Origin of the sequence: Pseudomonas sp. S5D5, assembly GCF_003013355.1 — a bacterium.
In the GTDB taxonomy this organism is placed as follows: Bacteria; Pseudomonadota; Gammaproteobacteria; order Pseudomonadales; family Pseudomonadaceae; genus Aquipseudomonas; species Aquipseudomonas aylmerensis.
The window spans coordinates 2,560,125-2,572,775 of sequence record NZ_PTEO01000001.1 but is presented as its reverse complement, the minus strand read 5'-3'; the positions used below and the strand labels follow the sequence as shown (position 1 = coordinate 2,572,775).

Here is a 12,651-nt window from a genome sequence, read left to right as displayed (position 1 = left end):
CGCTATGGAATTCACGATCCAACACTTTATCGCGCTTGCGCCGCTGCTGATCACCAGCCTCACCATCGTGGTGGTGATGCTGGCGATCGCCTGGCGCCGCAATCACTCGCAAACGTTCCTGCTGTCCTGTGCCGGTTTGAACCTGGCCCTGCTGTCGATCATCCCGGCCCTCAAGGTCGCGCCACTGGCGGTCACCCCGCTGATGATGGTCGATGACTTCGCGCTGCTGTATATCGCGTTGATCCTGGTGGCGACACTGGCCTGCGTCACCCTCGCCCACGCCTACCTCGGCGAAGGCGGCACCGGCTACCCAGGCAACAAGGAAGAGCTGTACCTGCTGATCCTGCTGGCTGCGGCCGGCGGTATCGTGCTGGTCAGCGCGCAGCACCTGGCTGGCTTGTTCATCGGCCTGGAACTGCTGTCGATCCCGACCTACGGCCTGGTGGCCTACGCCTTCTTCAACAAGCGCTCCCTGGAAGCCGGCATCAAGTACATGGTGCTGTCGGCGGCCGGTTCCGCGTTCCTGTTGTTCGGCATGGCCCTGCTCTACGCCGAAGCCGGCAGCCTGAGCTTCACCGGTATCGGCCACGCCCTGGCCGCCACCAACAGCCCGGCGCCGATTGCCCAGTTGGGCCTGGCGATGATGCTGATCGGCCTGGCGTTCAAGCTGTCGCTGGTGCCGTTCCACCTGTGGACCCCGGACGTGTACGAAGGCGCCCCGGCGCCGGTGGCCGCGTTCCTGGCGACCGCGTCGAAAGTGGCGGTATTTGCGGTGATGGTGCGTCTGTTCCAGATCTCGCCAGCGGCCAACACCGGGGTGCTGAGCAACGTGCTGACCGTGATCGCCATCGCGTCGATCCTGTTCGGTAACCTGCTGGCCCTGACCCAGAACAACCTCAAGCGTCTGCTCGGTTACTCGTCCATCGCCCACTTCGGCTACCTGCTGATCGCCCTGGTGGCGAGCAAAGGCCTGGCCGTGGAAGCCATCGGCGTGTACCTGGTCACCTACGTGATCACCAGCCTCGGCGCGTTCGGCGTGATTACCCTGATGTCCTCGCCGTACAAAGGCCGTGACGCCGACGCCCTGTACGAATACCGCGGCCTGTTCTGGCGCCGTCCGTACCTGACCGCCGTACTGACCGTGATGATGCTGTCCCTGGCCGGTATCCCGCTGACTGCAGGTTTCATCGGCAAGTTCTACATTGTCGCTACCGGTGTCGAAGCCCACGAATGGTGGCTGGTTGCCTCGCTGGTGCTGGGCAGCGCCATCGGCGTGTTCTACTACCTGCGCGTGATGGTCACCCTGTACCTGATCGAGCCAAACCTGCGCCGTGTGGACGCCGAGCTGCATTGGGAACAGAAGGCAGGCGGCGTGATGCTGCTGGCCATCGCCCTGCTCGCGTTCTTCCTGGGCGTGTACCCACAACCGTTGCTCACCCTGGTGCAGCACGCGGTACTGGGCGTTTGATCGCTTAGCAGGATGCAGTCAACAGAAACGGCACCTTCGGGTGCCGTTTTTGCGTTCTGGGCAATCACCAGGCAAAGCTTACGCGACCGACTACGCCGCCCCTCCCCCGTCACCGCGAAACGCACTGGGGCTCACCCCCGTCCAGCGCTTGAACGCCCGCCGAAAACTGCGCACGTCGCTGTAGCCGACTTCCTCGGTGATGCGCTCGATAGACAATCCCGGATTGCCCAGCAGCCCCATGGTCCGGGCGCGACGAACCTGCTCCAGCAAGGCCTCGAAGGTCAGCCCGTGTTCGGTCAGGCGCCGACGCAGGGTGCGCCCGCTCATGTTCAGGTCACTCGCAACCTTCTCCAAGTGGCTGCCCTGCAAGTCGCGGGAAATTGCGCGCTCCACCGCCTGGATCAGGTCCATCTTCTGGTGCAGCTGGGCACTCTCCAACTCCAGCAACTCCAGGGCCTGGCGCAGCGCCAGGGCATGGTGATTGGGCAAGCGCACATCCAGCCAATGGGGCGCCAGCACCATGCGGTTGTGCAAGCAGCCAAAACGCACATCGGCGCCAAACAGCTGCGGGTACTGCGCCGCATAAGGCGGTGCGGCATGCACGAACTCCACGCGCAGCGGCATGAACTCAGCCCCCACGAGTGCGCGGCCGTACACCATCAGGCTGGCGAAGAACTCCTCGGCGGCAAACACCTGGACCTCGGCATACGGCAGCAGGCACTCGACGTCGATAAACACCTCGTGGGGCCCTTCATGCGTGCGGGTGGTGGCGATGCCCCCGGAGGTGTGCTGATGGCGCTCGCCGATGGCAAACGCATCGCGCAAGGTCTTGCACAAGGAAATCACGTGGCCGAGCAAGCCGAGGGTGCCGAGCACATTCTGATGGCCCACCCACAACCCCAGGCCCTGGTCGGGCAACACCCTCAGCGCACGTTGGATCATCGCCACGGCCTGGCGATAGGAAATGCGTTGGGCCGGGTCATCCAGGTCGGCCAGGGTGAACCCCAGGCCACGGCACAGGGCCTCGGCATTGGCGCCTTTCTGCGCCACCACCTGCCCGAGCGTCTGCAACAGGAACGGCGACACAAGCGCCAACTCAAAGTGCGGGTCTACGGCTTTCCTTTGCATGGCTCACGGGTTCCTGACTGAGTGCTTCAGTTCTTGTTTTGGAAACATCCTGTTAATCATAGGCGCTTGCAAGAGCCGCTGCACCATGAGTGAAAACTGTCCGGCAAAGTCCCCCTATCTGGCCGCCAAAACCCTGCCCTGCCGGGCGTCCAGGGCTTATTTCTATGGGCCAGCGGTGCCCTAACAATAATAAAGAGGCCAGACATGAACCCCACCCGTGCGTTTCACCCACTGCCGTTCGCCCTGTTGAGCCTGATCAGCCTGCCGGCCCTGGCCACCGAAGGCGGCGTCGACAACATCGGCCCCGGCACTGACGGCTTCTACATCCTGCCCCTGGATGTGAACAACCTGCCGGACCATATGTTCGCCTTCAACCTGTACTACAACCACTACGAAGCGCGGAAATTGGACATCAGCTCCCTGGGCGGCAAGGTGCCGGACGTGCGCATCAAGTCCGACGCGATCATCCCGCGCCTGGACTACCTGAGCCCGGTGCGCATTTTCGGCGGGCGCCTGGGCGGCTACATTGCCCAGCCCTACCTCAAGCAACAGGTGGCGCTGTTCGGTATGTCGGACCAGCGCGAAAGCATGGGCGACACCACTGTGGCGCCGATCATCCTGTGGGACATGGGCCCCCGCCTGACCTTGGCCACCGCCGTGGAGATCACCCTGCCCACCGGCGAATACGACGCCTCGCGGTTGGCCAACACCAGCAACAATTTCTACACCTATAAACCGTTGGTCTCGGCGACCTGGATGCCTGACGATCGCACTGAACTGTCGATCAAGGCTACTTACAGCTTCAACAAGGAAAATCACGACACCGACTACCGCTCCGGGCAGATTTTTCACTTCGATTATTCGGCCAGCTACAAGGTCACTGACAACCTGAGCCTGGGGGTGAATGGTTACTACCTCAAGCAGACCACTGACGATAAGCAGTACGGGCACACGGTGGTGAATATCTTTGGTGAGGAGGTGAACGACGGGGTGCGCGGACAGGTTTTTGCGATCGGCCCGGCGGTGTATTTCACCTTTCTCAAGTACGCCAGCGCAGAGGTGCGGTGGGCCAAGGAGTTTGATGTGGAGAATCGGCCGGAGGGGGATATGTTGTGGGCCAAGGTGACGATTCCGTTTGCTTTGTGAGGTTTTTTTTTGGGGGGGGGTGGTGTACATATCCGTTATTTGGGTAATGGCTGCGTATGGTTCCGCTCTTACAGCGGGTCACTTTTGAACAGCGCAAAAGTAACCAAAACGCTCTTGCCCCAACACTCGGCACCTCGCCTAGGCTCGGTGTGCCCTCACTCCGGCTTGAATCCGTGGGCCGCCGCCACGCGCCATCCATGGCGCGGGGCGGCTAACCCGGCGTCCTGCCGGGTTACCCACGGATTCAAGCCTGCGTTCGGCCAGCGTGTTTAATGGGGCGCCTAGATCAAGATCAAGATCAAGATCAAAAGCGGCTCGCTTCGCATCGTGGGTTGTGTTTGTTTGCGCCAGGCCGATATCGATGCCCACACTGCCGATCCCTTGTGGGAGCCGTCGAGCCCCGGCGAGGCCGCGAAAGCGGTGGGTCAGGCACTAAATTCATTGGCAATGCCGCCGCCTTCGCGGCCTCGCTGGGGCTCGACGGCTCCCACATTTGGTCTTTGGGGCGGCGGATTATTGGGGGTGACTCAGGGCTGCTAGCGGCAGGCCGGTATTGAGGCTAACACCGCCGATCCCCTGTGGGAGCCGGCTCCTACAGGTTTCTGCTCTTGATCTAACCACTCAGGCCGGCCAGGCCGCCGTGCTTTTGCTTTTGCTTTTGATCTTGATCTAGGCGCCCCATCAAACACGCTGGCCGGAATTCGATATTGATTTGGGGGGTAAACCGGCAGGGATGCCGGTTTAGCCGCCCCGCGCCATGGATGGCGCGTGGCGGCGGCCCCCCAAATCAATGTCGGATTACGGGCACACCGAGCCTAGGCGAGGTGCCGAGTGTTGGGGCAAGAGCCCTTTTGGTTACTTTTGGGGCTCTTTTCCAAAAGTGACCCGCCGTAAGGGCGGAACCATAGGCCGCCATTACCCCAACAATGGATCCACCCACAAAAGTCAGCCATAAACAGCCCAAGCATCAACAACCCTCCCCCCCCGAACCGCCAGCAAATCCCCAAACTGCAACAACACAAACTCACTCTGGGTCGGCCGCAAAAACACCTGGTCCTCCACCCTCAAGCCCACCGCAGGCGAGCCATTGACCATCTCCTGGTTAGAACTACGCCCAAACACCTCATTGCTCTGCAACCCCTGGGGCGATTCAAACTCCGCCATCCAGTTTCCGCCATAAATAAACAACGTCTCCCGCTGGTTCGGGTCCCACCACGAAAACAACCGCGACGCCCCCTCCAGCGCCGGAATATCCACCGGGCCCGTGCTTTTCAACACCGGCGTGGCAATAAACGCCGCCGGCACATGCTCACTCAGCGATGGCAAATCGTAATGCGTAGGCTTGAGCAACGCCGTGCCCACCGACACCTCGGTACTCAAGCGCTCCTGCTCATGAATGCGATAACTCGGACTGCCCGCCGTGTTCAGCGTCAACCCGTCGCGCCATAACCCGGGGAACTGCTGGCGAGTAAAATCCACAGCGCCGTTGTAGCGTTGCATCACCTGCTCGAACAGCGCCTGGGGCGAGCCGAGGATACCCGGCACCCCCATGCCCACGAACGGGTCATAGCCCATGAAGCCCGCAAACACCAAGTGCTGCGCGTGCGCGCCGATCAGCGTGAGCATCTGCCCCAGCACCGCGTTGTCACGGATACCGCCGCGGTGCAGCCCCACATCCAGTTCGATATTCACCCGCAGACGCGTGCCCAGGCCCTGGGCCAGCGTCAGGTACTGCTGCAACCGCTCAGGCGTATCCAGCAGCCACTGCAACTGCCGCGAGGGGTCGAACGGCCCTTTATGCGTTTGATAAAACAGCTCGGCCGAGCGCACCGGCAATGGCTTGCCCATCAGGATATCGGCGTCGGGAAATACCTGCGCATCGTGATTCAGAAACGGCTGGTGAAACGACATCAACCGCTGAGTGCCAGCGCGCTTGGCGATATACGCCAGCAGCCCCGGCGACGGCAGTGACTTCTCCACCAGCCGCAGCTGCTTGCCGCCGCGCTGCACCGATTGCATGACCACGTCGATATTGTGGTCCAGGCGGTCGAGGTCGATCAGCATCACCGGCCGCATCGGGCCATGGGCCTTCAACTCATTATTGAGGTTGCGAAAATATTCGCTGTACGGCGCGCCGCGATCACTCGGACGCAGCAGCCAGGCACCCGCCGCGACTAAAGCCGCGGTGCCCAGCACAAAATGTCGGCGGTTCATCGGGCCACTCCCAGGATCGATTGCAGGTGCGCATTGAGGAATTTGCCGCTCGGGTCCAGCTCGCGGCGTACGCGGGTGAATTCATCCCAGCGCGGGTACAGCGGCTGCAACGTGCGGGCATTGAGGGTGTGCAACTTGCCCCAGTGCGGGCGTCCGGCGTATTTCCAGAAGATCGGCTCCACGGCGGCGAAGAAGTTGTGGTGGTCCATGGCGTAGTGCTGGTGCACGGAGATCGAACAACTGTCGCGGCCCTCGAACATGCTCAAGGGAATGTCATCCGCCTTGACGTAGCGGTACTCGATGGGAAACCAGGTGCGCAGGTCCTTGTCGTTGATCAGCTTGAGGATCTCGCGCAGGCACGCCGGGCCGTGTTCGGCGGGCACCGAATACTCCATCTCGTTGAAACGCACGTTGCGCACATTGGCGTAGACCTCGAACGACTCGGCCACCCGGTCCTCGAAACTGGCGAGAAAACGCAGGCTGTTGAGCAAGATGCGACGCGTGTCCGGAAAGTCGCTGGCGTACTTGTCGAGCTTTTCGATGATCGACACGAATTCGTTGCCGCCCGCCTCGGCCGGGTCGATGGGCGGCGTCGGCGCATCACCGGTTTCGTTGAGGGCGATGGACAGCGCGTAGTCGGAATGGGTCACCACGAGCATTTCCCAGTGCTGGTTCTCGCGGGTGTTCTTCTCGACGTCTTCCAGCAGCTCTTCGGTCCTGGCGATCCATTGGCGTTCGCGCAGGCGGTAAGGCGCGCGGTTCTGCGAGCGGATCCGGGTGGCCACGCCCAATGCGCCAAGGGAGACCCGGGCGGCGTTGAACACCTCGGCATGGCGCTGGGCGTCGCAGTCCAGGACCTCGCCCTGGGCGGTCACCAGTTGCAGCCCGGTGACGCAGCCGGAATACGAGGTAAAGCCGACGCCGGTGCCATGGGTCGAGGTGGAGATCGCGCCAGCCAGGGTCTGGTAATCGATGTCCGCCATGTTCGGCAGCGCCTGGCCCACGGCCTTGAGCGCCGGGCCCATGCGCGACATCGGCGTGCCGGCGGCGAAGGTGGCTTGCAACGTGGCCGGGTCGTGGTCCAGCAGCCCGTTGAAATAACTCAACGACAGCAACGTGCCGTCGGTGGGCACCAGCGCACTGAAGGAATGCGCCGAGCCTACCGGACGGATCTGCCCCGGCGCCTGGCGAATCACCTGCACCAGTTCGTCCAGGTCCTTGGGGGCCAGCCGCGCCAAGGGCAGGCAGGTCTGCGCCCCCGACCAGTTGCGCCACGGAATCAGGCGCGGCGCCCGCGCCAGCTGGGCGAGTGTCGGGTTACTCGCCAGTGCCAGGAACGCCCCGGCCAGCGCCGAGCCTTGCAAGAGTTGCCGCCGTGAAAGCGTCATCCACCACCCCTTTTATTCTTGTTGGAGTTGAACACCGGCCATAAAGCTGATCAGCGCCACAAACTGCTCTTCGGAACACTGCATGCACAGGCCCATCGGCGGCATGCCGTTGTAGCCGTTGATGCTGTGGTCCAGCAGCGTGTCCACGCCTTGGGCAACACGTGGGCGCCATGCGGCCTTGTCGCCGCTCAGCGGTGCGCCGGACGCCGGGTTGGCGTGGCACAGCTTGCAACTGCTGTCGTAGACCTGGGCCAGTGCCGGGTCGACGGGCATGGCAATCGCGGCCGTGGCACGTGCGGGGGGATGTTTGGGGGTGTCGTCACAGGCGGCAAGCAGGCCGGATACGGCCAACAACAAGGCGATGCAACGCATGGCCAGCCTCTCTTCTTATACGGTGGAAAGCGATTCCACACTAAGGCAGCGGCGGCGCGGCGTTGAGGGTTTTGCGGGACACAAAGGGGGGCATTAACGGACAGCCGGATGCGGGGCGTTGGCCTCCCTGCATCCGGCCGTGGGGCTTAGAACGCGATACCGACCTTGAAGCCGTATTCATCACGCTTGAGCTTGGTGTTGTCGGCCACTGCCGAGTCTTCGTCGAGCTTGTACTCGGTGCGGGTGTAGTACAGGCCCGCCATCACTGGCAGGTCGCCCTTCTGGTTCATCAGCAGGCTGACCTCGGCATACGGGTTGGTGCGGTCCTTGAGGTCGACGGTGTCGCTACCGACGTCATCTACCTTGAGCTTGGCGCGCCCGTCGAGGGTGCGGCGCGCACCGGCTTCGACACGCAGGGTCATGTCATCGAACTGGTGGTTGTAGCCCAGCGCGGCCTTGGCGAACGGCGATTTGTTGGTGAGCTTGACGTCGTAGTCGTTGGTGTCCGGCTCGTAGCGGGTCCAGCTGTAGCCACCGCCCACGATCACGTCGACGAAGTTGCGCGCATCCAGCGCGGCACGCCAGCCGAGGTCCAGGTCGGCCTGGCCTTCCTTGAGTTTGTTGTCGCTCTTTTCGCCGTATTTGGCCTCGATACCGGCCTGGTAGATAAACCCGGATTCACCGGTCAGCTTGTTGCCGAAGGTGTAGAACAGGCCCGCTTCAGGCATGTGGTCCTTGTCGCTTTCGCTGCCGCCTTCGAGTTTGAAGTCGTTGTAGCTGCCCTGGATCCCGAAGGTCGAAATCGGGTCGGTGGACGGGGCCGCAAACACCACGGCAGGCGCGGCAACCAGTGCCAGTACCGAGGTGTTCTTGAGGAATTTTCCGAATAGCTTGGACATCGTTTTACATCTCCTTGTCTGGTGAGCAAATTATTCAGGAACCGGTTCGAACCCCCGCTCGCGCCAAAGGTTCGAATTAATTTGCCCGGTTTTGGAGGTAAAACGGTTCAGCGCAGGCTCTAGATCAATACTCTTACGCAGATGCCACTATTAAGCCATCAAGCGCCGGACGCAACACAGCCTCCTGCGGCAGACGAATACCAAAGGTCTCGCTAAGCAACGTCGACAGCTCATCCGCGCTCTCAAGCGTGCGCTTGTCACTTGGACGATCCAGGTAATGCACCGCGTAGTGGGCGTTGTTCAGGGTATGGCGTTTGCCCGCGGCCAGGCGCGCGACTTTCAGTTGGCCCACAAACGGCGATTGCGGGTGTGTGGAGACGTACCAGTTGCCGATTTCGTAGTCGATGGCCGCCTGCACTTGCAGGTCGAACACATACAACCCACGCCACTCCCCGCCCACCTGCGCCCACAAGGTGTAACTGCCCTGCCCGTCGCAGCTCAGCCGATAGGGTTCGTGGGCGGTGGCCTGCACTGCCTCGCTGTCCAGTTGCAACGGGCTGCTGGGCACCATGCCGCCGAAACCGACATCGGTGATGTAGCGCACGCCGTCCAGGGTCACCAGGCTCAGGCGATGGGTGCGCGCGGTGTGCGCATCCGGCGGCCCGCCCATGACCACGCGGCCGGTGATGCCGCGCGCGTCGAAACCCAGCTCTTGCAACAACGCGAGGAACATCTGGTTGAGTTCATAGCAATAGCCGCCCCGCCCATCGAACAGTACTTTTTGCTCGACGCTGGGCAGGTCGATCGGCACCGGCAGGCGCAGCAGGGTCGACAGGCTTTCAAAGGCGAAGGTGCAGACGTGGCGCAGCTGCAACTCCTGCAGTGTCTGCAAGGTCGGCGGTGGCACGGTGTCGTAGCCCAGGCGTTGCAGGTATAGCTGGCTATGAATCAGTCGCGGCATGACACGGTCCTTGGGCACGGGGCGGGTGCGTCACTATGCCGTGCCGACGTGCGGATTGTCATTTTGAATGAACCTTTTTGAACACTCCCATATCCATCTATAACAAGACAGGGAGGCAACATGAGTACCGCAAAAATCTACACCATCCACTATCAGCTGCACGGTCAACCGAAGTCCTTTGTAGTGCGCGCCGAAGTGATGAACAACGCCGAGGCCTGGCACTGGGCGGCCGTTGATGCCGACATTGCACACGTCAGCCGAATCGGCCGCGTGGGTCACGAGCAGGTGAAGAAAACCACGCGTCCCTGGGCAGAAAAATACGGGATTACCGAAGTGACCTGGACACCACCCAAGTAAACAAAAGCCCCGCTCAATGGCGGGGCTCGTTTACTGCTTCAAGTCGCCCAACGGATCGTAGGGCGGCTTTTTTTTTGCCTCATCCTTATCCTTCTGATCCAACGGCGCGATTGCCGCACCGATGGGGTCGACCTGCGGGTCGGACACGTCCGGCGAGTCCGGGTCGAAGCCCAATTCATCCTTGTCACGCGCCTGTTCGTTGGAAGCCGGGCCATCTGGGCGTTTGTTCATTACCGTCTCCTGTTACAGCGGGCGAGCCTGGTCGTGGAGGTTTTCGAGGTCTTCCTCGACGCGCTCGACATCATCGTGTTCGTCACGCTCTTTCGGGTCATTGGGGCGCAACGCATCGTTGTCGCGCTCTTCTTCACCGGGTGTGCGATCGGGGTCGGGGGTACCGGGTGGCGGCTGCTTGTAGTCGGGCATGACGGTTCACCTCACGGGGGTTGTGGTGTACCCAGGTTTAGAGAAAGCCCTGGGAACCATCGTTCAACTTGATTGCGCAAAGCATGCGAAGATGCCAGCCCTATGTGGAGAAATGACCCGGATGTTCGAACTCAAACCCTGCGACCCCGTCACCTACCGCCAACAGACCCGCCGCAGTACGCTGATCGTGGCGGTGCTGTTCCTGGCCTTGGCGATGCTGCTGTCGAGCCTGGCGGTGATGCTGTTCGGCGAGCCCGGCGGTGACAACATGCGTTTCAATGTCGGCGGCGTCTTTGCCGGGGTGCTGGTCACCGTCGCCCTGGTGCGCGGGCTGTTCTGGAACCAGCCGTGGCTGGCGGCAGCGGTGTATGGCTGGCAGCTCAAGCGCAGCCTGATGAGCGTGACCAATGTGATGCACACCGTCACCGCGCGCGTGCAGGCCGATGACCCGACGGCGATCAAGCTGCTGCGCTTCTATCACCTGGGGCTGACGCAGATGCACGCGTTGGACGCCAACTCCAGCGCCCAGGCGCAACTGGCCGGGGAGATCCAGGCGCACGCCGCAAAGATGCAGGCACTGGGGATCGACGCCGAGCAAACCCGCCTCGATCCCGCCTGGCTGGAACGTCTTAAAAGCGCTTAAGCCAATACGCCGATACGTTGCCGATCCGGCCAGAACAGCGCCGCCTGGCCGCAGGGCCGGTTCGCCGCATCGAGCAAGGTCCACACCACCCCGGCATAAATCATGAAGGGCTGGTTATGCGCGTCCACCCGCCAACCGCTGTAGCCCTCGGCGATGCCATGGGCGCTGACCTGTTCCAGCAGCGCCTGGCGTGCGGCGCGGTCCAGTTCCGAGGCACTGAACCGCGACGGCATGCCGATAAAGCGCTCGCGCGGGTATTTGAAGCACTGCAAGGCGCATTCATTCGCGTAGGTAAAACACGGGTCCGCTGCGCCATCATGGGCCAACAGACTGTAGGGCGCCTGGGTGTGCAGCCAGTCCAGGCGTTGTTGCGGATCCAGGTGAGCGGGCGTCGGCAGTCCCTGGCCGGTCCAGTGGCGATAGGCAGCGTCCAGCGCCTGTATCAAGGGTTCTTGTCGGGACACACACAACCTCAGCTTGTCAGTTGGAAATCCTCGCGCGCCAGCAGAACACCGCGCTCACGGCAATCGCCGCGCCGGCCACGCCGAACACCCACGGTGCCGAGGCGATCGGCAGCAGCAGGCCCGCCAGCAACGGCCCCAGGCCCGCGCCGATATCACGCCACACCGCATTGGAGGCCAGGGCCGACACGCGCATCGAACCGGGGTTGCGCTCGGCCACCAGGGTGGTCACCAACGGCAGTTGCAGCGCACGCAGCACCAGCACCGCCGCTGCGCCGACAATCACCCAATAGCTGCCGAACGCGGTGAGGGCCAGGGCACTCAGGAACGAAAACAGCAACAGCATCGACGTCGCACCAAAGCGTTGGGCAGCATGGCCGCCGAGGGGGCTCAGGAGCATTTCGGAGACATAACGCAGCGCCATCAAGCCACCGGCGATCAACACCGCATCGCCGCCGAGCAGCTTCTGCGCCTGGATCGACAGGCCAAAGATAAACAGCCCGTCGAGTGCCACCCCTTCGATAAACGACCACAGCGCCACGCTGTCGGGCCACTTGAAACGCCGCCCCGGGGTGCTGTGCAAATCATGTCCGACAGTAGGCAGGCCGCGCGCCATCCACAAGCCCACGAGGCAGCACCCGGCCAGAATCAGAAAAATCGGACGCGGCCCGGCCCACATTGTCAGCCAGCCACCCAGTGGCAACGCCAGCATCGGCCCGAGGGCGATCAACGCCCGCGACCGCCCTGCCCGGCGCGCGGCACCGGCCGGTTCCGCGGTCGCCAGCACTTGGGTCGAGAGGTTCAGCGCGGCAAAACACAAGCCCCAGACCAGTCGCAGCCCGAGCAGCGCCGCAAAGCCCGACAATACCGAATTGCCCAGCGCGCACAGCGTGGCGGCCCCGGCGGCGATCATGCAGGTCAGCCGGTCGCCGTTGCGCGCGTAGAAATTCAATACATGGCGGTAACCGAAAATCCGCACCAGGCGGTTGGCTGCCAACAGCACCCCGGCCTGCGCCAGGGTGATGCCGAAGGCCTGGGACTCCATGGGCAGCAACAGGTAGAGCAACACGTCACTGGGCAGGCATAAGGCGAGGGTCAGCGCGGCGCGGCGGGACTGGGTATCAGCGGTACGGAGGGCCAGGCTGGACATAAATCTGAAACATCCCGAAATATTCAGGTCGCCACGGTAGC

At 62.5% G+C, this 12,651-nt stretch carries 14 protein-coding genes; 4 read left to right on the top strand and 10 right to left on the bottom strand.

What is annotated here, in order from left to right:
- Nucleotides 1-4 precede the first annotated feature (4 nt).
- Nucleotides 5-1,468, top strand: coding sequence for an NADH-quinone oxidoreductase subunit NuoN (gene nuoN, locus C9990_RS12045; RefSeq protein WP_003192122.1), 1,464 nt, complete (start codon nucleotides 5-7; stop codon nucleotides 1,466-1,468).
- A 90-nt stretch (nucleotides 1,469-1,558) separates the two neighbouring features.
- Here nuoN and C9990_RS12040 read toward each other — a convergent pair whose 3' ends face one another.
- Nucleotides 1,559-2,596, bottom strand: coding sequence for an AraC family transcriptional regulator (locus C9990_RS12040; protein ID WP_065907530.1), 1,038 nt, complete (start codon nucleotides 2,594-2,596; stop codon nucleotides 1,559-1,561).
- Between the two features lie 204 nt (nucleotides 2,597-2,800).
- Here C9990_RS12040 and C9990_RS12035 point away from each other — a divergent pair, with 204 nt between their 5' ends.
- The gene (locus tag C9990_RS12035) at nucleotides 2,801-3,742 is read left to right on the top strand and encodes a transporter (protein WP_106803421.1); all 942 of its coding nucleotides are present in this window, start codon (nucleotides 2,801-2,803) and stop codon (nucleotides 3,740-3,742) included.
- 945 nt (nucleotides 3,743-4,687) lie between these two features.
- On the opposite strand, the gene C9990_RS12030 is transcribed toward C9990_RS12035, so the two are convergent.
- From C9990_RS12030 to C9990_RS12010, 5 genes are all read right to left on the bottom strand, one after another.
- Nucleotides 4,688-5,896 (bottom strand): DSD1 family PLP-dependent enzyme, encoded by a 1,209-nt coding sequence (locus C9990_RS12030; RefSeq protein ID WP_177410369.1) that lies wholly within the window; start codon nucleotides 5,894-5,896, stop codon nucleotides 4,688-4,690.
- 56 nt (nucleotides 5,897-5,952) lie between these two features.
- Nucleotides 5,953-7,284, bottom strand: a complete 1,332-nt coding sequence (locus C9990_RS12025) for a D-arabinono-1,4-lactone oxidase (RefSeq protein WP_177410368.1) — start codon at nucleotides 7,282-7,284, stop codon at nucleotides 5,953-5,955.
- A 72-nt stretch (nucleotides 7,285-7,356) separates the two neighbouring features.
- Nucleotides 7,357-7,716, bottom strand: a complete 360-nt coding sequence (locus C9990_RS12020; RefSeq protein WP_106803418.1) for a cytochrome c5 family protein — start codon at nucleotides 7,714-7,716, stop codon at nucleotides 7,357-7,359.
- Nucleotides 7,717-7,862: 146 nt separating this feature from the next.
- Nucleotides 7,863-8,615 carry an outer membrane beta-barrel protein gene (locus tag C9990_RS12015; RefSeq protein WP_065900920.1) on the bottom strand — a complete coding sequence of 251 codons (753 nt, stop codon included), beginning with the start codon at nucleotides 8,613-8,615 and terminating at the stop codon, nucleotides 7,863-7,865.
- Nucleotides 8,616-8,748: 133 nt separating this feature from the next.
- Complete coding sequence (locus tag C9990_RS12010; RefSeq protein ID WP_106803417.1) at nucleotides 8,749-9,576, bottom strand: arylamine N-acetyltransferase; 828 nt, start codon at nucleotides 9,574-9,576, stop codon at nucleotides 8,749-8,751.
- A gap of 120 nt (nucleotides 9,577-9,696) precedes the next feature.
- On the opposite strand from C9990_RS12010, the gene C9990_RS12005 reads away from it, so the two are divergent.
- A complete protein-coding gene (locus C9990_RS12005; RefSeq protein ID WP_065900922.1) occupies nucleotides 9,697-9,933 on the top strand; it encodes a DUF6555 family protein in 237 nt (78 codons plus the stop codon).
- Nucleotides 9,934-9,963: 30 nt separating this feature from the next.
- Here the strand turns inward: C9990_RS12005 and C9990_RS12000 are convergent, their stop codons facing one another.
- Both C9990_RS12000 and C9990_RS11995 read right to left on the bottom strand, forming a co-directional pair.
- The gene (locus C9990_RS12000) at nucleotides 9,964-10,164 is read right to left on the bottom strand and encodes a DUF6021 family protein (protein WP_106803416.1); all 201 of its coding nucleotides are present in this window, start codon (nucleotides 10,162-10,164) and stop codon (nucleotides 9,964-9,966) included.
- A gap of 12 nt (nucleotides 10,165-10,176) precedes the next feature.
- Nucleotides 10,177-10,356 (bottom strand): hypothetical protein, encoded by a 180-nt coding sequence (locus C9990_RS11995; protein ID WP_065900931.1) that lies wholly within the window; start codon nucleotides 10,354-10,356, stop codon nucleotides 10,177-10,179.
- A 121-nt stretch (nucleotides 10,357-10,477) separates the two neighbouring features.
- On the opposite strand from C9990_RS11995, the gene C9990_RS11990 reads away from it, so the two are divergent.
- Nucleotides 10,478-10,999 carry a DUF3087 family protein gene (locus C9990_RS11990; RefSeq protein WP_106803415.1) on the top strand — a complete coding sequence of 174 codons (522 nt, stop codon included), beginning with the start codon at nucleotides 10,478-10,480 and terminating at the stop codon, nucleotides 10,997-10,999.
- On the opposite strand, the gene C9990_RS11985 is transcribed toward C9990_RS11990, so the two are convergent.
- Together C9990_RS11985 and C9990_RS11980 are read right to left on the bottom strand one after the other, a co-directional pair.
- A complete protein-coding gene (locus tag C9990_RS11985; RefSeq protein ID WP_177410329.1) occupies nucleotides 10,996-11,463 on the bottom strand; it encodes an MEKHLA domain-containing protein in 468 nt (155 codons plus the stop codon). The genes C9990_RS11990 and C9990_RS11985 overlap by 4 nt on opposite strands.
- A 16-nt stretch (nucleotides 11,464-11,479) precedes the next feature.
- Entirely contained in the window at nucleotides 11,480-12,610 is a 1,131-nt protein-coding gene (locus C9990_RS11980) for an MFS transporter (protein ID WP_106803414.1), read from the bottom strand.
- Nucleotides 12,611-12,651: the final 41 nt, after the last annotated feature.